This window comes from Maribacter luteus (genome assembly GCF_009674825.1).
GTDB lineage: Bacteria > Bacteroidota > Bacteroidia > Flavobacteriales > Flavobacteriaceae > Maribacter_A > Maribacter_A luteus.
This window is the reverse complement of sequence record NZ_WKJH01000022.1, coordinates 52,088-71,975: the sequence shown is the minus strand read 5'-3', so window position 1 is coordinate 71,975 and position 19,888 is coordinate 52,088. Positions and strand designations below refer to the sequence as shown.

Sequence of the window (19,888 nt, the reverse complement as noted above, 5' to 3'; positions counted from 1 at the left end):
AGAAAACCCATGAGCCAATATCATAAAAACACAGATACTTCCGAAAAGGAACCATTAAAGATCAAGGTCTGTGGTATGAACAAAAATACGGCTGAAGTAGGTGCCCTAAAACCCGATTACCTAGGTTTTATTTTTTGGGAACCTTCGAAAAGGAATTATGACGGGCAACCTGTAACCTTACCACATAGTATTAAAAAGGTGGGTGTTTTCGTTGATGCCTATATGGAAGAAATCGTTGAGAAGGTTAAAACCCACCAATTGTTGGCAGTACAATTGCACGGGAAGGAATCCCCCAGTTTCTGCCGCATGCTTAAATCCGAACTGAAAGGAGTTGATATCATCAAGGTATTTTCTATAAAAGAAGATTTTGATTTTAAGGAACTTGATCCATTTGAATCGGTTTGTGATTTTTACCTGTTCGACACCAAAGGAAAACTTCCCGGAGGCAATGGGTACAAATTCAACTGGCAAATCTTAAAAGACTATCCATCCAAAAAACCTTATTTCCTAAGCGGTGGGATTGGTCCTGAGGACTTGGATTCAATTCAGGAATTCATGAAACTACCGGAATCGAACCATTGCCATGCCATTGATGTGAACAGTAAGTTTGAAATTGGGCCAGGTCTTAAGGACATTGGTAAACTAAAAGATTTTATAAAAGAATTGAGATGAGTTATAACGCAGACGAAAAAGGCTATTATGGAGAATTTGGAGGGGCATTTATCCCAGAAATGCTTTACCCCAATACTGAGGAATTACGCCAAAATTACATCCAGATCATGGAGGAACCTTCGTTCAAAAAGGAATTCGACCATTTACTTCAGGATTATGTGGGCCGACCGACTCCATTATACTTTGCAAAAAGATTATCGGAAAAATACAACACAAAAATATACCTAAAAAGAGAAGACCTCTGCCATACGGGTGCCCATAAGGTAAACAATACCATTGGGCAGATACTCATGGCCAAGAAATTGGGCAAAAATAGGATCATTGCCGAAACTGGTGCCGGCCAACACGGTGTTGCCACCGCCACGGTTTGCGCTCTAATGGGGATTGAATGTGTGGTTTATATGGGTGAGATAGACATTGCCCGACAAGCGCCTAATGTAGCTCGGATGAAAATGTTGGGTGCCGAAGTGCGTCCGGCATTATCGGGAAGCAGAACATTAAAAGACGCAACCAATGAGGCTATACGTGATTGGATCAACAATCCGGTCGATACACATTATATCATAGGCTCGGTGGTTGGGCCACACCCCTACCCCGATATGGTAGCTCGGTTCCAATCCGTTATTTCACAAGAAATAAAATCGCAATTAAAAGAAAAAGAAGGTGTAGAAAACCCTGATTATGTAATTGCCTGTGTAGGTGGTGGCAGTAACGCTGCAGGTGCCTTTTATCATTATTTGGACAATCCTGATGTTGGGATCATAGCTGTAGAAGCCGCAGGAAAAGGAATTGATTCCGGTGAAAGCGCTGCAACTTCCGCTTTAGGTAAGGTCGGAATCATTCATGGTAGCAAAACCCTATTGATGCAAACTCCCGACGGACAAATAACGGAACCGTATTCGATATCGGCCGGACTCGATTATCCCGGTGTAGGCCCCATGCATGCCCATCTCTTTAGATCGGGCCGCGGTGAGTTCATTTCGATAACCGATGCCGAAGCTATGAAAGCCGGCTTGTTATTATCTAAACTAGAAGGTATCATTCCCGCCATCGAAAGCTCACACGCCTTTGCCATTTTAGAACAAAAGACATTTAAACCGGATGATATCGTGGTCATAAATCTTTCCGGTCGCGGGGATAAGGACCTTGACACATACATTGATTATTTCAAGTTATAATTCATTTTTGATGAACAGAATAAACCAAAAACTCAAAGAGGGTAAAAAAATACTTTCTATTTATTTTACTGCTGGATACCCTAAAATAAATGATACCGTAAAGATCATTGAAGATCTTGAAAAAAACGGGGTTGATCTTATAGAGATCGGATTACCTTTTTCGGATCCATTGGCAGACGGCCCTACCATTCAAGAAAGTTCAACGGCCGCATTGAAAAATGGGATGCACACCGAATTACTTTTTGAACAATTGAAGGATATTCGTAAATCCGTCTCCATTCCCTTGATCATTATGGGCTATTTTAATCCGGTGTTTCAATATGGCGTTGAAGCCTTTTGCAAACGTTGTCAGGAAATTGGTATAGACGGACTCATTTTACCCGATCTTCCATTAGATGTGTATCTTCAGGATTATGAAGCCACGTTTAAAAAATATGGCCTGATCAATGTATTCCTCATAACTCCACAAACCAGTGTCAAACGTATTAAGGAAATCGATGCGGCATCCACTGGATTCATTTACATGGTTAGTTCTGCAAGTACCACAGGTGCCACGACAGGTTTCGGGCACGAACAACAAGCTTATTTTGAGCGCATTGCAGCACTGAACCTCAAAAACCCACAAATCGTAGGGTTTGGAATCAACAATGCTGAAACCTTTGATCAAGCGACCCGAACCACAGCAGGGGCGATTATCGGCTCAGCCTTTATTAAACATTTGAACCGATTTGGAATCGATAGCATTCCAGATTTTATCAAAACAATTCGATAACCATGGAAATCATCAACAATTGGAAACTCGTTATTTTACTATGTTTGACCCTCGGTTTAGCCCCTTTTTTCCCTGAACCCCACATATGGGGCAAATTACGCTGGATAGCTGGAGGGGCAAATGGTATGGGCCCGATGGACTGGTTCGATGTTCTTTTGCACGGATCCCCGTTCATCCTTTTGCTTCGATTGATTATTTTAAAGGTAATTGCCTTGCTAAAAAAGTAGAATTGCCTACTTTTAAAACTTATTCCAGCAAAGAAAATGAAAAAGATTATTGTCCTATTTCTAGTAATTGCATCATCTTATACTTTTGCCCAAGATAATGATGCCATCAACACCTATGTTAGCCACACAATCAATGAATTAAGGGAATTCGTTGCCATACCCAATGATGCCCTTGATCATGCCGACATTAACAGGAACCTAACTTGGCTCACCAAGAAATTCAATGAAAGGGGCTTTAACTCATCTATATTACCTACAAAAGGGGAATCATTGTTTTTTGCGGCCTTGCCGATAGAAGACAACAAACCCACCATTCTTTTTTACATGCATCTCGATGGCCAATCCGTTGACCCATCTAAGTGGGATCAACCCGACCCGTACAAAGTTGTTTTAAAATCTAAGGATGGTGACCAATGGAAGACCCAACCGTTTGATAGCCTTACCAATAATCTTAATTCTGATTGGCGCCTTTTCGGTCGTTCAACTTCAGATGACAAAGGTCCAATCGTTATGCTGTTGAACGCTATTGACTTAATGAAAAAAGACAATGTGGAACTCCCTTTCAATGTAAAGGTGATTTTAGATAGCGAAGAAGAAAAAAGTAGTAAGCCATTACCGGAAGCCGTAAAGGAATACCGCGATTTATTAAAAGCCGATTTTCTGGTAATCAATGACGGTCCCGTTCATGTTTCGGGCAAACCCACGGTGGTTTACGGATGCAGGGGAATAACCACCATGTCTTTAACTACATACGGCCCTATTAAACCCCAGCATAGCGGGCATTATGGTAATTATGCGCCAAACCCGGGATTTCAACTGGCCCAAATATTGGCAAGTATGAAAGACGATAATGGCAAAGTAGTGATCAAAGGATATTACGATGGCATTACCTTGGATGACGCTACAATGGAAATTTTGAAAAAAGTACCTGAAGATGCTGAAACCATTAATGGTAATCTTGCCATAAAGACACCTGAACAGGTAGGTAGCTTTTATCAGGAATCTCTGCAATACCCTTCATTGAACGTACGTGGTCTAGAATCTGGGTGGGTCGGTAAAAAGGCAAGGACCATTGTTCCGGAAAGTGCCTCCGCCGAAATAGATATGCGCTTAGTACCCGAATCTGACGGAAATAGATTGAAAAACCTCGTGAAAAAACATATAACCAATCTAGGATTCCATGTTATGGAAGGCATTCCTACCAAAGAGGACCGCATGGCCTATGATAAGATCATTACCATTACCGAAGGTTCAGTGACCAATGCTTTTAGAACAGACCTGAACAATACTTATGGAAATTTTCTGGTTAAGGTCTTAAACGATTCATTTGGTGACGATGTAGTTCAGATCCGGATTATGGGAGGTACCGTGCCCATTGCGCCGTTTATCAATGAATTGAAAATTCCGGCTTTTGTTGTACCCATGGTCAATGCCGACAACAATCAGCATAGCCCGAACGAAAACCTCAAAATAAGCCAAATAGCCTACGGTATCAAAGCATTTTATGGTATTTTAAGTACTCCTATGGAGTAACTTTCGCTATCGGTTATTGATTCCAAAATTAGGATAGTTCCTTTAAGGTTTTTATTAAATCACAAACCGGTAGCCAACATTTCCTTAGCTTCGAGGATAAATCCTTTATTAAGTTTATAGCTTGATTTGGACATGCCTTGTGATTCTGTCACGATATCATTAAGGGTTTCCCGAGCCTTATCGGTTTTCGCATTACGGATATTGAATTTGGCCAATTCCAACCTTTCGGCATATCTACTATACGGGGCATTGAATTGGTTCAAATACTCTTCGGCCAAATCCACATCTCCCGTTTTTTCCAACGTAAGTGCATACAAGAACATCGCCTTCGATTTCTTGAACCGTGGAGAATCTTGTATAACCTTAATGCGGTCAACCACTTCAGCATACTGTTCGGAATAATAAAAAGCCTCGATCAGATTGGCATTCCCATAATAATCCTTCTCGAATGTACCGGTCAGGGCAGACTTGTATAAATCAATTGCCTTTTGATATTGTCTGGCACCTAAATAGGCATCTGCCAAAGAAACTTTATTTTCGAACGTATCGGCAAAACTTAATTTCTTCTCTAAGTCGTTGATTTTCTTTGTCGGATTAATCACCGTTATAATGCCATCCTGTACTTTATCCATTTCACGCTTTTGAAGAACGTTCAAAAATAGGTACAACAGGGAACCCACAACGGGAAGGAACAAAATTGCGAAATACCAATAGAAATGGTTTTTATTTATGTAGCAATGATAAAGACAGTAAGCTTGTAACGCTATGGTTAAATAATACAACATTTAGCTCTGGTTAGTTTAAATAGCTCCAAGATCCCGGCTCTAGTCTTTTAAATTCCACAAATTATTTAGGCCGAATTTCGACTTGCATTAATGTTACCGTAAAGGGATCTGGTCACTATCTTCTCATAGATTTCCTTATAATCGGTTTCTTGCCCTATTTTCTGAAGGGCATACTGTTGTATCACTAAAAGTGGAAGAACAATGTTCTCCCTAATCTGAATAGACTCCCGTGAAATCGCTTCATTTTCCATTAAAACATCATATCCCGAAATAAGTAGTAACATTTCTTTGGACAACAGGTACTCCTCATAAAGAATGTTCCAAAATTCACCGTACTTCTCGTCTTCCTTCATGTAGCTTGTCAACTCAAAATAACATTTGGTGAGCGACATCATACTATTATGCATCAATGCCTTGAAAAAAGGAACTTCCTTGTACATTTTTTTCAACTCCCTTAACCTCCCAGATTCGCGAATGGTTTTTATGGCCGTACCAATACCAAAATAACCTGGCACATTCTGCTTTAATTGGCTCCATGAACCAACAAAGGAAATAGCCCTAAGATCACTCAATGTCAATTTCTCCTTATTACCACGTTTCCCTGGCCTACTACCGATATTGGCTTTTTGATAGTACTTAAGGGTACTCCTGTTTTCGAGATACGAAATGAACATTTCATGGTTTTTCAACGCATCGTACTTGGCAAAACTCAGCTCTGAAAGTTCTTCCAAAAGTTTTCTATGTTCTTTCGAAATAACGTTTTCCTTACCAAAAAGGTTATTGGATAAACCAGCCGTCAATAATTGCTCGCTATTGTGTTTAAACTGTTCTTTGGTACCATACGTACTTGTAATGGTCTGACCTTGGATGGTAAGCTGTATTTCATTATTGGCAATATCCTTGGTTTGAGCGGCATAAAAACGATGGGTTCTACCACCACCCCTAGCTGGTGGGCCTCCCCTACCATCAAAGAACATGGCCTTGATGTTGTTCTTTTTACACACTTTGGAGAGTTGTTCTTTCGTTTTCAGGATAGACCAGTTGGCTTTTACATAACCACCATCTTTGGTGCCATCTGAAAATCCGAGCATCATGGTTTGTCTATCCCTTCGTTGTTCCAAGTGTTTTCTATATTCTGGTAGATCAAACAAGAATTGCATAACACCTTCTGCTTCCGACATACCCTTCATGGTTTCAAAAAGGGGAATTATATCAAAAGTGATGGCATCTTCATCCCAGCCGGACCATCTAAACAATCCATAAACAAATAATACGGAGAAAATATCTTCCGAATTGCTAATGATATACCTATTGCAACCGTCTTCCCCATTTTTTGACTGAATTTCTTTCAATTGCCTAATGTTCAACAAGGTATCTTTTACAATATCTTCATAGGATTCAGGATCGGCATTGATTTTTTTCCTTACCAATAGTTCTATGAGTTCGGAATCTGACAACTCGGCCAGACTTTCCTTGATAAATCCCTTTTCCTTTAAAATTGTTTCCACCGCTAGGAAATGTTTACTATGGTCTTGGCGAATATCCAAAGTGGCAAAGTGGGTTTTGAATATCTTGACCTTATCAATGAAGTGGTCCAATTCTCCCAAAAACAACCCGTGGTAATCATTGACCAACATTTCCCGCATTGCCATTAAAGGATCTAAGATCTCGCTATAACCAACTATCTTCTTAGAATCGAACATAGCGGAATAAATCTTATTTCGAAGCTGTTTTAAAGGATCTTGCACCTTATTGAAGGTCAGCTTTTTCTGCAGTACCTTAAGATCGTTATAATAGCATTTTAATAAGGTTACCCTTAATTCATCGGCCACGTTTTTGGTTATTTCAGCTGTAACAAAGGGATTACCGTCACGGTCACCTCCCGGCCAAAATCCAAGCTTCATGATGTTGTGGTTCTCAAAATCATCATTGTCTATATTCTCCTTAATATAGGCATACAAATCGCCCATGGCATCATAATAAACGTGCCTTAAAATATAAATGATATTCTTCGCCTCATCGAAAGGTGTTGGTTTCTCCCTGTTCATTAATGAGGTAAGCCCCAATTGCTGTAAGGTAACATCAATATCATCTATCTTATTATCTACAATAAGACAACGAAGATCATTCATGATATCCAAAACGGCTGGGGTATAAAATTGTGTTGGGTGTGCCGTTAGCACGATCCTAGCACTGAAATTCGAAAGTTTTTCGGCTACTTTGTCCCAACTTTTGGTCTTGTTCACCAATTGAAAGTAATCCTTTATTGACAACGAATCACTATGTTCTTGAAGTTTCGGAAAAGCGGCATCTTCTACACTATCATATAGGACCACTTGTCTTTCTACATATTGGATGATACGGAACATAAAATCTATTTGGTCCTTTTCATCCTCTATATTCACATAATTTTTAAAAAAAGATTCCAGAATATCCTGTGGATTAAGACCTTCTTTCAACCCATTTAAGGATTGATGGTGCAAAAGTGGCACTACCATACCCACATTTTCGATATTCCGATATGGTAAATTCAAGAACAGACTATTATAAACATTGAACTTGTTCTGTACCGATTTTTTAAATTCCTGTAATCTTTCTATTTGATGCATAGTTTTTACTGAATGTATCCTTAGTAAGTAAGGGACACGGATTTACACGCCCCCATTTATAAAACAAATATCGACATATTACACATACCAATATCGGTTAATTTTTCAATTAACAAAATAAGGTGTTGATGGCATAAAACCAACATAAAATCGATTAAAATATTTAAATGTTTCCCCTTGATTTGTTCAAAAAAACGGGCGGTACTGCAACACTCTATAATCCAACGTATTGAAGTTTGGGTTTTTGGCCTTCAATTCTTTATATTCGGCAAGGCTACCGACTGCCCTATTAGCCGCCCCTGATGGTGCGGTTAATGAAACCGTACGGACCTTCCTCTCCAATAGTTGATTCGAGGGGAGCGTAAATTGATGGATTCTGGGCACTTGAGCATTCACCACCTCCAGATCAATACCATATTCCTTCAGGTGTCTTCGGAAGAAATATTCAGGTCCGTTTTTACTGTTTCCACCGGTAAACAACAACGTATCAACTTTCTTGTATTCGTTTAAATAACCTATCAGATTCCTAAGTTCTATATTGGCCATTCCCAAATCCGAAGCATCTATTTTTGAACGTTCGGCACTTTGCACAATATCACAAATGCCGATTTTACGCTCGATTAGAAACCGCTTTCGTTGTTCAATAGCTTCCGGTGTAGTCTCAAACTTCAGGTCGAGTTCGAATATGCGGTCGAGAATCGGCCAAAGTTGCCCGTCCTTACTACCGTAGCAGAAATCCACATCTCCTTCTTTCAACATACCCATAGTAAATCTTGGAGGCGGCAAAGTACCAACGATCAATTTGGTGGCTTCTTTAAAAAGAAAGGGTTCGTATGGGTGATAGTGGAAAAACATAAGGTAAATATCCGATTATTTCGAAAAAGTATAAATTTAAAACCAAAAATACATTTTGAATGCGCTCTGATTAATATTGACAAATCCTTATAAAATGATTACATTTAAAGGTTACTAAAAAATCAAATCATGGGAAAAGGGGACAAAAAATCGAAAAGGGGAAAAATAGCCAATAATTCATATGGGGCAAGAAGACCCAGAAAAATAAAAAAGAGGATTAGCGTAGAAGATAAAATAGATATTAAGAAGAAGAAATAACGTTTAGTCCACTACAAACACCAATGTAACGTTACCTTCATCATCAATTCCGACCTCATAGGTATAGAACCCAAAAGGTAATGGCGCCTCCCCAACATAATCGATGGGTTGCAGAACATAGGTTTCCTCACCTGCCGAAATATTGATATAATTGTAGGTATAGGCAGTTTCGTATTCCAAATAATCCGAAAACGAATCGGGTGAAAGGTTTTCATGAACCATCTCTTCACCTCCTACTTGAATGGTTTCATATACTAAGGAACTTACATTCTTTACCCTAATCTGCACCCCTTCCAATTCATCATCACGATCGGTACAACCGATAAGGAATACAAATACACTGATTGTTAACATTAAGAACCGTTTCATCTTCTTTGATTTAGAACTGTATGATAACAACGAATGAAGTACGGAAATATTCTATCGAACAAAAACGGGTTCGTTTTCTTTTAAGGTATGTTCCTTACTATACATATATCCATCACCGTTAAAAGCTCGGATATCGTCTAAGGTCCTTACATCTGAATCAACGATATACCTAACCATTGAACCACGTGCTTTTTTAGCGAAAAAGCTAATGATCTTTAATTTATCATTCTTCCAATCTTTGAAAATAGGCGTTATCACAGGTACTTTAAGTTTCTTTTGATCAATGGCACCGAAATACTCCTTACTGGCCAAGTTTACGAACAATTCATCATCACCCAACTCGGAATTCAAATAATCGGTCAACTCTTCCTTCCAAAATTCATATAAGTTTTTTTTACGGCCGATCTTTATCGTGGTACCCATTTCCAAACGATAGGGTTGCATAAGATCTAAAGGTTTAAGAACCCCATATAAACCAGAAAGTATACGTAAAGTATCTTGAAGTTTATCCAATTTTTCCTCTGGAATGGTATACGCATCCAACCCTTGGTATACATCTCCACTGAATGCATAAACGGCGGGTCTGGCATTAGACGGATCAAAAGGAACGGAAAAACTTTGGTTACGCTCCCAATTCAATTCTGCCAGCTTATTCGAAATACCCATTAATTTTGATAAAGCAGCAGGTTTCTTCTTTACCAATACCTTATTTAAGGTTTGGGCCTTATCTAAAAACACAGGTTGTGAAAACCTATCAACAGGTATTTTACTTTCAAAATCCAACGATTTTGCCGGAGAAACAACAATCTTCATATTCTTCTAATTTACCAAATAAAAATAAAAAGGATTATGGTACAAACCTACCGTATTGGGGTAGTAGTTTTCAATACCTATATAAACGGAATTTATTATTGCTTGCTGTGTTTGGAATAATCTTGCCATTTTGCGATGCAATTGGCCATATCTTCTGGGATTTCCGAATCAAAACGCATATGCTTTCCTGTAACCGGATGCACAAAACCCAAGGTTTTGGCATGCAATGCCTGTCGCGGCAAAATTTTAAAAGCATTATCAACAAATTGTTTGTACTTGGTGAACGTAGTACCCTTCAATACTTTATCTCCACCATAGCGTTCATCATTAAATAGAGTATGCCCAATATATTTCATATGCACACGTATTTGATGGGTTCGCCCGGTTTCCAATTTACAGGACAACAGGGTTACATAACCCAAACGCTCTAACACTTTATAATGCGTTACGGCTTCCTTTCCCTCATCACCTAAAGGGAAGACCTGCATTTGTAATCTATTTTTGGGATTGCGGGCAATATTGCCCTCGACCGTACCTTCATCATCCTCTACATTACCCCACACCAAGGCAATATACTCTCTTTCAGAGGTTTTGTCGAAAAACTGTTTGGCTAAATGAGTCATTGCAGCTTCAGTCTTGGCGACCACTAAAAGTCCGGAAGTGTCCTTATCGATTCGATGCACCAATCCTGGACGTTCATTATCATTAGTTGGCAAATCCTTCGTATGGAACAATAAGGCATTGATCAAAGTGCCTGAATAATTCCCATGCCCGGGATGCACGACCATACCGGCAGGTTTATTGACTACCAATAAAACATCATCTTCATAAACGATATCTAACGGAATATCTTCTGGAGTGAGCAATAGTTCATGCGGAGGGTGTTCAAATAAAACCTTCACTTCATCACCTGCCTTTACCTTGTAATTCTGTTTTACGATCTTATCGTTTACCCAAATATGGCCATCCTTTGCTGCCTTTTGAATTTTATTACGCGTAGCGTTTTCAATGAAATTCATCAAAAACTTATCAACCCGCAAAGGTTCCTGTCCTTTTGAGGCTACGAATTTATGATGTTCATAAAGTTCTTCCTCATTGGGTTCTTGTAGATGTGGGCCCATAGATTATTCTGAATCGGCTTTAACTTGGGCACGTTCGGTAATACTCCCATTTCCGCATACCAACTCTATTTTAGAAGTCTTGGGAAGTTTATCCCCAGGTTTAATATACTTGCCCTTAAATTTTATTTGGTACACCATATCTTTCCCTAGTTCATCGATATAGGTGACCCGTTGCACATCTAAACCAACCGCCTTGAGCATTGATGAGGCATTACGTTGAGTAACTTGGATAATATTGGGTACGGTTACTTTTTTATATCCCGAAGGGTTTACCGTAAAATAGATCTTACGGTCTTCTTTCACCTTTGTTCCCGCTTTTGGATCTTGTTCAATAATTGAAAACCTAGGGTAATTGGGATTATAATTGGCCGAATCCAAAACCTCATAACGCAGTCCAGCATCTTCTATAGCCGAACGCATATCCATGACCGACATCTTTGCAAAATCGGGTACCTCAACAAACTCCCCATGATTGGTAGAACTGTTCAACCAGCGCAAAGTCACAATGACCAATACCACAGTGACCACAAAGGCCAAAACCAATTGTATTAAAAATGTACGACTGCGTAAAAAGTTAAAAAAATGTCTCATTGAATTTTATTGATCCCACAAATATAGGAAATGAGCCAAAACTTTAAGCGACCATGCTCCCAAATGTTGGTTAAAGAACGATGCTATTATGTAAACTCCAAAAAAAACATTCTCAGGTTAAAAGAAACCCATGGCTTTTTCTTTACTTTGAACCTTGAAAATCGCTTCTAAATTAATTGAATCGGCATGAAGAAAAAAGTAGCCATTATCATGGGTGGATATTCGAGTGAATATAAAATATCATTGAATAGCGGCAATGTAGTACATACATATCTGGATAAAAATGAATTCGAAAGTTACCGCATTCATATTTTTAAGGATAAATGGGTCTATGTTGATGAGAATGACAAGGAATTCCCTGTAAACAAAGATGATTTCTCGATTAGAACCAATGGCAAGACCATTACTTTTGACTGCGTTTTCAATGCGATTCATGGCACACCGGGCGAAGACGGATTAATGCAGGCTTATTTTGAATTGCTCAACATACCTCAAACGTCCTGTGATTACTACCAAGCCGCCTTGACCTTCAGCAAGAGGGATCTTTTAAGTGTTTTAAAACCTTACGGAATTAAATCGGCACCTTCTTATTATCTTAATATGGGTGACAGCATTGACTTGGATGCCATAGTAGAAAAAGTAGGACTACCCTGCTTTGTAAAGGCCAACAAGGCCGGAAGCAGTTTTGGTATTTCCAAGGTATATAAAAAAGAAGATTTACAATCCGCCATTGAACTAGCCTACAAGGAAGACAATGAAATAATCATCGAGGCCTTTTTAGAAGGCACGGAGGTTTCTGTTGGAGTTATTAAATTTAAAGGGGAAACGAAGGTTTTGCCCATTACCGAAATAGTAACAGAAAACGACTTTTTTGATTATGAGGCCAAGTACGAAGGCAAATCCCAAGAAATCACTCCTGCAAGAATAACCCCTGAACAAGAAAAGAAAGTTAGCGAAATGGCCAAACATGCTTATGAAGTGCTAAAGATGAAAGGGTTCTCCCGGAGTGAGTTCATTTTCGTGAACAATGAACCTTATATGCTCGAAATGAATACCACCCCTGGGCTAACAACAGAGAGTATATTGCCACAACAAGCAAAAATCGCGGGAATATCGCTTGCAGAACTTTTTGGAAATGCAATAAAGGAAGTATTACCTAAAAACTCCTAACTTTACCACATGAGACGCGCTATTTTTCCTGGTTCATTTGATCCTTTGACCCTAGGCCACCATGATATTATCATGAGGGGCATTACGCTTTTTGACGAACTTATCATCGCCGTTGGTGTCAATGCGGATAAAAAATACATGTTTACCCTTGAGCAAAGACTAGAGTTCATCACCAAGGAATTCAGCCATGAACCAAAAATAAAAATCCTGACCTATGAAGGACTTACGGTAGATTTTTGTGAGAAAGTAAATGCAGGATTCATATTACGTGGTTTAAGGAACCCTGCGGATTTTGAATTCGAAAAAGCGATTGCACATACCAACAGAAAACTCTCTGACATAGAAACTGTCTTCTTATTGACTTCTTCAGGTAAATCGTTCATTAGTTCTTCAATCGTTAGGGATGTAATACGAAATGGCGGAAATTACTCCATTTTAGTTCCCGACACCGTAAAGGTCAAATAATTCGTTATCCCCTGTTATTATTAATGAGGAGATTGCTTTACACAGACGAGTATTTTTTTATTTCTGTAGTCTTTTTCTTTCTTTTTTTATAATTCCAGAAGCACTTGATACTGTCAAAATAGTATATCACAACTAGTATTGCCCTATTCACAACAAAGCTTTAGGTGTAATGAATAATACCTATACATTCGTAAGAAATTACATCATTATGATAAAGGGAACACAGACTAATTGCAATAATTATTTAATAAAACAGCTACCCAATGCAACTGTTTTTTTGAATAATAATTTAGAGGTCGTACATGTTTCCGACAAATTCGTCGATGATTACGACTTGGTATTCGACACTATTATAGGTAAGCCTATAGAACTGATATTCAAAACAATAACCCAAGATTGCATCAAGAGCTTAAAAAGTAATCTTAAGGGAGAAAAAAGTCAAACACATTGCGAATTTTTCGTCACCAAGAACAAGGAGGAAAAAAGATTTAAATGGAAAAACGTTCCTTGGTATGATCAACAAGAAAACATTATCGGGGTAATAATACAAACAGAGGATATTACCAAAAGGGTTCTTAACAAATTGAAATTGGAAAAATTGGAATCTGTTTTAAACGGTAAATCAGAAATCGCCAAAATCGGAACATGGGAATATGATATTGAAAAAAACAGTCTGCATTGGTGCAATACGACCAAAAGCATCCATGAAGTTCCTATGGATTTTGTTCCTGTTATTGAAGATGCCATAGATTTTTACAAGATCGGTTTTAGCAGAAACACTATTTCCATGGCGGTCAACAACACTTTGAAAAATGGGACCCCTTGGAGTGAAAAACTACAGATAGTTACAGCTAAAGGTAAAGAACTCTGGGTTACAGCATCAGGAAAACCCGTATACAACAATGATAAAATCGTAGGTATCATAGGAACTTTCCAAGACATCAATGACAGCGTACTGTCACAAATAAAAATAAAGGAAAGTGAACATCTATTAAAAACATTGATCGATAACCTTCCGATCAATGTTTACATAAAAGACATAGAATCGCGAAAAGTTCTGGTGAACAAGGCCGAATGTGATTTTGCCGGTGTTTCCAATCCTGAAGAAATCCTAGGAAAAAACGATTTTCAACTTTATAATAGAAAAACGGCTCAAGAATTTAGGGATGAAGACCTAGAGGTCATAAAAACAGGAAAACCCATTTTAGGAAAGGAAACCATATGTAAGGCCAAAGATGGATCCACTACATCAATCTTGGTATACAAACTCCCTTTAGTCAATTCCAAAAATGAAATTGAGGGTATTATAGGAATGTCCTTAGACATTACCGAAACGAGAAAAGCACAACAAAAGCTAGAGGAAAAAGAACGTAATTTTAAAAGTATATTCAACTCTTCATACCAATTTACAGGTATTTTGGATTTAGATGGCACTCTTATCGAACTCAATGACACTGCTTTGAAATTTGCCGCCGAGAGGTTCGAGGACGTAATCGGCAAAAAATTCTGGGACCAATCTTGGTGGCCCAAGGAAACTGCCACACAAAAACTACTTAAGCAAACCATTAAAACCGCATTAAAAGGAGAAACCATAAGGGAAGAAATAAAAATTTACGACCCAAACAAAAAATTGATTCCCATAGATTTTTCCTTAAAACCCATTTACAACGATAAAAACAAAGTGGTTTCATTATTGGCAGAAGGCCGTATGATAGCTGAAATGGTAGCCGCTAGGGAAAAAATAAAAGAGAGTGAACTTAAGTTCAGGACATTATACGAATTGTCTCCAGTGAGTTTTGTCCTATACGATTTCAATACAGGCAAAATCATAGATTTCAACACCTCCTTTAAAAACACATTTGGGTACAATGAAGAAAGCCTATCTAAATTAAAATTCTGGGATCTTTTCAAGGAAAGGAACGACAACCACAGAAAACAAGCCCACGAAGAATTAAATTCAAAAGGCACCTTTGGGCCTTTTGGCGAAAAATTGAACCATAGAAAAGGAGCTGAACTTACGGTAATCATCAATAAGTCAATGATCGTCAACAAAAAAGGTGAAAAACTTGTTTGGACAATAATTCAGGACATCACAGAAACCGAAGAAAAAGAGAGGCAAATCAGGGAAGAACGTAAACTCCTTAAAACAGTTGTGGATAACTTACCCTTGAATGTTTATATCAAGGATAGGCAATCAAGGAAAATCCTTGTCAATAAAGCGGAATGTGATTATATGAACGTTGAAAATGCGGATGAGATTCTTGGTAAAAACGACTTTGAACTATATGACGAAGAAACGGCCCAATTGTCCCGTAATGAGGATTTACAGGTTTTCAAAACCCTGAAACCCATCCTAGGAGCTGAGAAAATAAATAAATGTAGGAATGGAGAAAACACGACCTTTCTAACCTCAAAAATACCACTAAAGGGAGAAAACGGTAAGGCTTACGGATTGGTGGGCATTAGCCTAGATATTTCCGAGTTAAAACAGAAAGAAGAAGAACTCAGAAGCCTGATCAACGTTACCTCTTTACAAAACAAAAAACTGATTAACTTTGCCCACATCGTGTCCCATAACCTAAGGTCCCATTCGGCTAATTTTTCGATGCTTTTAGAATTCATGATCAACGAAAACAATGAAGAAGAGAAGAGAACCTTGACAAAAATGCTGGTAGAAGCGTCAGATAATTTACTGGAAACCTTGGATAACCTTAATGAGGTGCTTGCCATTAATTCAAATGTAAATTTGAAAAAGTCCTCATTGAATCTAAATCATAATTTAAACAAGATAAAGCAGAACCTTGCGGTATTCCTCAAGGACAAGAATGTAAAAATCATCAACAATATCCCAGACCACACCAACATACAGGCCATACCGGCTTACGCAGAAAGTATCCTCATGAATTTCATTACTAATGCCGTGAAATACAAATCCCCCGATCGCGACCCCGTAATCAAGTTAGGGGTAACGCAAAAAAGTGGCTATACTATTTTAAGTATCGAGGATAATGGCATGGGCATTGATTTGAAAAAATACGGTGAAAAATTATTCGGATTGTACAAAACATTCCATGATAATCCAGATGCGAAAGGAATTGGGCTATATATGTCCAAAAACCAGATTGAGGCCATGAACGGGAAGATTACCGTAACCAGTAAAGTTGGCATAGGATCCACTTTTAATATTTATTTTAATGAAAAAAATTAATTCGATATACATAGTGGATGATGATCCCATTACCGTTTTCGGAATACGGAAAATGCTGGATACCTCAATCGAGTTCAATTCATCCAGTACATATGTCAATGGTCAATTGGCCATTGATGCCATTAAGCACACTTTAATATCCGATGAAAGAACACCTGAAGTTATTTTCTTGGATATTAACATGCCAATTATGGACGGTTGGCAGTTTTTGGAGGAATTTATAGAACTACCCATAAAAGAAAAGATAATCATCAATATCGTTACCTCTTCAATAGACCCGGCAGATATTGAAAACTGGGAATTTTATAGAAAGAAAACCCATCATATTATCCGGTTTAACAATAAACCGATCACTAAGGCGAAAATCATAGAAATAACGCAGCCAGTCGAATAACGGACTAATAACCTATTCCCCGAACAACATCTTAATATTAGTATAGGAGTTCATAAGTGCCTTTTTTATTTTCTTTGGCCCTTTCCATTTCACTTTATGGATCCCTTCGCTCTCCTGCCCCACTAGTTCACCTTCATAAGAGGTTTTCATGGCAAACCAATGAACTTCCTTTAACTTGTACTTTCCGTTACGCTTAAAGATATGGTAAGTGGTTCTCAGAAAATTTTCGATTTTTAGTTTCTTTACCCCTGTTTCTTCCATTACCTCCCTAATGGCACATTCCTCAATGGTTTCCCCCTTATCCAATTTACCCTTTGGCAAATCCCATTTGTCGTTCCTATAGATAAAGAGCACTTTGCCCTTATCATTGGTCACTACACCACCTGCAGCAACTTCTTTGGGAATGGTCTTACAGAATTTTTTTAGTATCTCTTCATGGTTTGGGTGATAAATATATGCTTGGCTCAATTTTTTCTTGGCTAACGCATCTATCGCTTCCTTGACAGCATCACTATTCAATAAAAAATATTTACTATTTGCAATATCCGACAATTCATTTGTCAAAATCAGGGGTAGTTCTTTAACAAAAACTTTATACATTTGCGAAATGGTTTTAGATAAAAACACGGCAAAAAAAACTGCAGAGCTCCTACTGCAAATTAATGCAATTAAGTTGAAACCCGAAAATCCTTTTACATGGGCTTCGGGATGGAAATCTCCGATTTATTGCGACAACAGGATTATATTGTCATACCCGACCATTAGAAATTATATACGGGAAGAAATGGCCAAACAGGTTGAAACCCTTTACGGCAAGCCCGATGTGATTGCAGGCGTGGCCACAGGAGCTATCGGCATTGGTGCCTTGGTAGCGGATTATTTGGGGCTACCTTTCGTATATGTGCGTCCGGAACCAAAATCCCATGGACGCCAAAACCAAATTGAAGGTTTACTGGAACATGGCCAGAGTGTGGTTATCATTGAAGATTTAATAAGCACGGGCAAAAGCAGCTTAAATGCGGCTAATGCATTGAAAGAGGCCGGTGCCAATATCAAAGGTATGTTGGCCATATTTACCTATGGCTTTGATGTAGCCGCAACAAATTTCAAGGAAAAAGAACTGGAACTTCATACACTTTCGGACTATGCCCATTTAACAGAACAGGCATCAGAGACAGGATATATAAAAGAAGATCAGTTGAACACCCTTATGGAATGGCGTAAAGCACCATCCCAATGGAAAAACCAATAATACAATTGCCATGCATATAGAAACTCCCAAAAATACAATAGATAAAAGTGCAAAAGAAGTTTACGAATTTCTTACCGACCTTAAGAATTTCGAAAAACTTATGCCAGAAAACATTGATAAATTCGAGGTAATCAATGAGGACAGGTTTCTTTTTGCATTAAAAGGAATGCCACAGATAGTTCTTGAACGTCAAGAACAGAACCCACACGACAAGATCGTATTGGGAGCAGCCAGCGACAAACTACCCTTTACATTAACGGCCGATATCAACGAGCTGAACGAAACTACATGTGAAGTAGTCTTGAGTTTTAGCGGCGAATTCAATGCTATGATGGCCATGATGATCAAAAAGCCGATAACGAATTTCATGGGTACGTTGTCAGATAACCTTGTGACCATTTAACCATTTAATACAACAGGCTGATTTCTTTCATGTTAAATTCCTTTAGGACACCATCCTCTAGGGTAACCATTAATTTACCTATATCGGAAACCCCGGTTATAAACCCCATGAACATATTGCCCTCTACATCTTTAAAAGTGGAAGGTTTGTCTTTTCTGAACAGAAGAGTTTCATAATTTTGTTTCATAAATTCGGCACCCTTTACCCCGAACTCTAAAAAAGTATTTTTCAATTCGTCCTGAATCAAGAACAGTAGTTCATCCAGATCATAAATCTTTCCGGTCAACAATGAAAGTGACGAAACATTGGGCAAGTCTTTGAACGTTTTTTGGTTCACGTTCAACCCAATACCGATGACCGAGGAAAGCATTCGACTTCCCGATAAAATATTTTCAATCAAAATTCCACAAATTTTAGAACGCCCTGACAGAATGTCGTTTGGCCATTTCACCTTTAAATTAGGTATCCCCAACTTTGACAGCGCATTATAAATCGCCAAGGAAATACAAATATTCAACTCAAAAGGGTTAGCCATACGCACGGAAGTCAAATCTTTTAAAATACTGAATGTCAAGTTTTTAAAAGGTTCGGATACCCAAACCGTTCCCATTTGTCCCCTACCAAGGGTTTGGGCTTCGGTAACCACAATGGTAAAATCTTCCAAGGAAGTTTTGCTCATTAAATCCTTTAAGTATAAGTTTGTTGAGTGCGTGGCATCAAGTTTGATTATCTTCATATTCTACCTTAGAAAAGCTTATAACATCTATTGTTAAAATTTTTAAGGATAAAAGAACAAAAAAATAATAACTTTGTAGAAATTAAAATTTTTGAATGCAAAAAAGGAAAGCTAGTGCAGATGAGTTAATTGCATTAATTTTACAGGGAATCGAAGAAGTAAAAGGACAGAATATATCTTTACTTGACCTAAGGGAAATTGAAAACACCGTATGCGACTACTTTATTATTTGCGATGGTACTTCGAACACTCACGTGAACGCCATTGTAGGATCAATCCAAAAAACAGTTAGTAAAGCCATTAAGGACAAACCTTGGCACGTTGAAGGTGAAGACAATGGCGAATGGGTTTTAATGGATTATGTTAATGTAGTAGTACACGTCTTCCAAAAACATATTAGAGAATACTACGATATAGAAGGACTTTGGGGCGACGCAAAGTTCACCACAGTAGAAAGTAGTATTAATCAGTAAAAAA

Annotated in this window: 21 protein-coding genes; 12 read left to right on the top strand and 9 right to left on the bottom strand. The window is 38.3% G+C overall.

Translation table 11 applies throughout. The features are described from left to right. The first annotated feature begins 9 nt into the window (after positions 1-9). The 4 genes from GJ691_RS13875 (at position 10) to GJ691_RS13860 (ending at position 4,382) form a co-directional block, all read left to right on the top strand. Positions 10-672: a phosphoribosylanthranilate isomerase gene (locus GJ691_RS13875; RefSeq protein WP_154367910.1), complete on the top strand. Its 663-nt coding sequence runs from the start codon at positions 10-12 to the stop codon at positions 670-672. Next, positions 669-1,850, top strand: a complete 1,182-nt coding sequence (gene trpB, locus GJ691_RS13870) for a tryptophan synthase subunit beta (protein ID WP_154367908.1) — start codon at positions 669-671, stop codon at positions 1,848-1,850. The genes GJ691_RS13875 and trpB overlap by 4 nt, the downstream gene beginning before the upstream one ends. 10 nt (positions 1,851-1,860) lie before the next feature. Next, on the top strand, positions 1,861-2,622 hold the full coding sequence (gene trpA / locus GJ691_RS13865) for a tryptophan synthase subunit alpha (RefSeq protein ID WP_154367907.1): 762 nt from the start codon (positions 1,861-1,863) through the stop codon (positions 2,620-2,622). A gap of 263 nt (positions 2,623-2,885) precedes the next feature. Beyond that, positions 2,886-4,382, top strand: coding sequence for a M20/M25/M40 family metallo-hydrolase (locus GJ691_RS13860; RefSeq protein ID WP_154367905.1), 1,497 nt, complete (start codon positions 2,886-2,888; stop codon positions 4,380-4,382). A gap of 59 nt (positions 4,383-4,441) precedes the next feature. Here the strand turns inward: GJ691_RS13860 and GJ691_RS13855 are convergent, their stop codons facing one another. The 3 genes from GJ691_RS13855 to GJ691_RS13845 form a co-directional block, all read right to left on the bottom strand. Continuing rightward, the gene (locus tag GJ691_RS13855) at positions 4,442-5,014 is read right to left on the bottom strand and encodes a tetratricopeptide repeat protein (RefSeq protein WP_154367903.1); all 573 of its coding nucleotides are present in this window, start codon (positions 5,012-5,014) and stop codon (positions 4,442-4,444) included. 218 nt (positions 5,015-5,232) lie between these two features. After that, a complete protein-coding gene (locus GJ691_RS13850; RefSeq protein ID WP_154367901.1) occupies positions 5,233-7,776 on the bottom strand; it encodes a phosphoenolpyruvate carboxylase in 2,544 nt (847 codons plus the stop codon). Between the two features lie 186 nt (positions 7,777-7,962). After that, the gene (locus tag GJ691_RS13845; protein WP_154367899.1) at positions 7,963-8,631 is read right to left on the bottom strand and encodes a uracil-DNA glycosylase family protein; all 669 of its coding nucleotides are present in this window, start codon (positions 8,629-8,631) and stop codon (positions 7,963-7,965) included. A 129-nt stretch (positions 8,632-8,760) separates the two neighbouring features. On the opposite strand from GJ691_RS13845, the gene GJ691_RS13840 reads away from it, so the two are divergent. Further along, positions 8,761-8,889: a 30S ribosomal protein THX gene (locus GJ691_RS13840; RefSeq protein ID WP_154367897.1), complete on the top strand. Its 129-nt coding sequence runs from the start codon at positions 8,761-8,763 to the stop codon at positions 8,887-8,889. Between the two features lie 3 nt (positions 8,890-8,892). On the opposite strand, the gene GJ691_RS13835 is transcribed toward GJ691_RS13840, so the two are convergent. The 4 genes from GJ691_RS13835 to GJ691_RS13820 all read right to left on the bottom strand — a co-directional run bounded on the left by GJ691_RS13835 (position 8,893) and on the right by GJ691_RS13820 (position 11,783). Next, on the bottom strand, positions 8,893-9,243 hold the full coding sequence (locus tag GJ691_RS13835; protein WP_179955123.1) for a hypothetical protein: 351 nt from the start codon (positions 9,241-9,243) through the stop codon (positions 8,893-8,895). A 66-nt stretch (positions 9,244-9,309) separates the two neighbouring features. Next, positions 9,310-10,071: a peroxide stress protein YaaA gene (yaaA, locus tag GJ691_RS13830; protein WP_154367893.1), complete on the bottom strand. Its 762-nt coding sequence runs from the start codon at positions 10,069-10,071 to the stop codon at positions 9,310-9,312. Between the two features lie 95 nt (positions 10,072-10,166). After that, positions 10,167-11,192, bottom strand: coding sequence for an RluA family pseudouridine synthase (locus GJ691_RS13825; protein WP_154367891.1), 1,026 nt, complete (start codon positions 11,190-11,192; stop codon positions 10,167-10,169). Between the two features lie 3 nt (positions 11,193-11,195). After that, positions 11,196-11,783, bottom strand: a complete 588-nt coding sequence (locus GJ691_RS13820) for a PASTA domain-containing protein (protein ID WP_154367889.1) — start codon at positions 11,781-11,783, stop codon at positions 11,196-11,198. 186 nt (positions 11,784-11,969) lie between these two features. Between GJ691_RS13820 and GJ691_RS13815 the strand changes: the two genes are divergently transcribed. The 4 genes from GJ691_RS13815 (at position 11,970) to GJ691_RS13800 (ending at position 17,020) form a co-directional block, all read left to right on the top strand. Beyond that, entirely contained in the window at positions 11,970-12,953 is a 984-nt protein-coding gene (locus GJ691_RS13815; protein WP_154367887.1) for a D-alanine--D-alanine ligase, read from the top strand. Positions 12,954-12,962: 9 nt separating this feature from the next. Beyond that, positions 12,963-13,418, top strand: a complete 456-nt coding sequence (coaD, locus tag GJ691_RS13810) for a pantetheine-phosphate adenylyltransferase (protein ID WP_154367885.1) — start codon at positions 12,963-12,965, stop codon at positions 13,416-13,418. A 169-nt stretch (positions 13,419-13,587) separates the two neighbouring features. Further along, positions 13,588-16,626, top strand: a complete 3,039-nt coding sequence (locus tag GJ691_RS13805) for a PAS domain S-box protein (RefSeq protein WP_246200188.1) — start codon at positions 13,588-13,590, stop codon at positions 16,624-16,626. Continuing rightward, positions 16,613-17,020, top strand: coding sequence for a response regulator (locus GJ691_RS13800; protein ID WP_154367883.1), 408 nt, complete (start codon positions 16,613-16,615; stop codon positions 17,018-17,020). The genes GJ691_RS13805 and GJ691_RS13800 overlap by 14 nt, the downstream gene beginning before the upstream one ends. A gap of 12 nt (positions 17,021-17,032) precedes the next feature. Here GJ691_RS13800 and GJ691_RS13795 read toward each other — a convergent pair whose 3' ends face one another. Next, complete coding sequence (locus tag GJ691_RS13795; RefSeq protein WP_154367881.1) at positions 17,033-17,620, bottom strand: NUDIX hydrolase; 588 nt, start codon at positions 17,618-17,620, stop codon at positions 17,033-17,035. A gap of 7 nt (positions 17,621-17,627) precedes the next feature. Here GJ691_RS13795 and pyrE point away from each other — a divergent pair, with 7 nt between their 5' ends. Together pyrE and GJ691_RS13785 are read left to right on the top strand one after the other, a co-directional pair. Then, the gene (gene pyrE, locus GJ691_RS13790; protein WP_154367879.1) at positions 17,628-18,272 is read left to right on the top strand and encodes an orotate phosphoribosyltransferase; all 645 of its coding nucleotides are present in this window, start codon (positions 17,628-17,630) and stop codon (positions 18,270-18,272) included. Positions 18,273-18,282: 10 nt separating this feature from the next. After that, positions 18,283-18,675 carry an SRPBCC family protein gene (locus GJ691_RS13785; RefSeq protein ID WP_154367877.1) on the top strand — a complete coding sequence of 131 codons (393 nt, stop codon included), beginning with the start codon at positions 18,283-18,285 and terminating at the stop codon, positions 18,673-18,675. A 4-nt stretch (positions 18,676-18,679) separates the two neighbouring features. Here the strand turns inward: GJ691_RS13785 and GJ691_RS13780 are convergent, their stop codons facing one another. Beyond that, a complete protein-coding gene (locus GJ691_RS13780) occupies positions 18,680-19,411 on the bottom strand; it encodes a biotin--[acetyl-CoA-carboxylase] ligase (protein WP_154367875.1) in 732 nt (243 codons plus the stop codon). Between the two features lie 95 nt (positions 19,412-19,506). On the opposite strand from GJ691_RS13780, the gene rsfS reads away from it, so the two are divergent. After that, positions 19,507-19,884: a ribosome silencing factor gene (gene rsfS, locus GJ691_RS13775; RefSeq protein WP_154367873.1), complete on the top strand. Its 378-nt coding sequence runs from the start codon at positions 19,507-19,509 to the stop codon at positions 19,882-19,884. Positions 19,885-19,888: the final 4 nt, after the last annotated feature.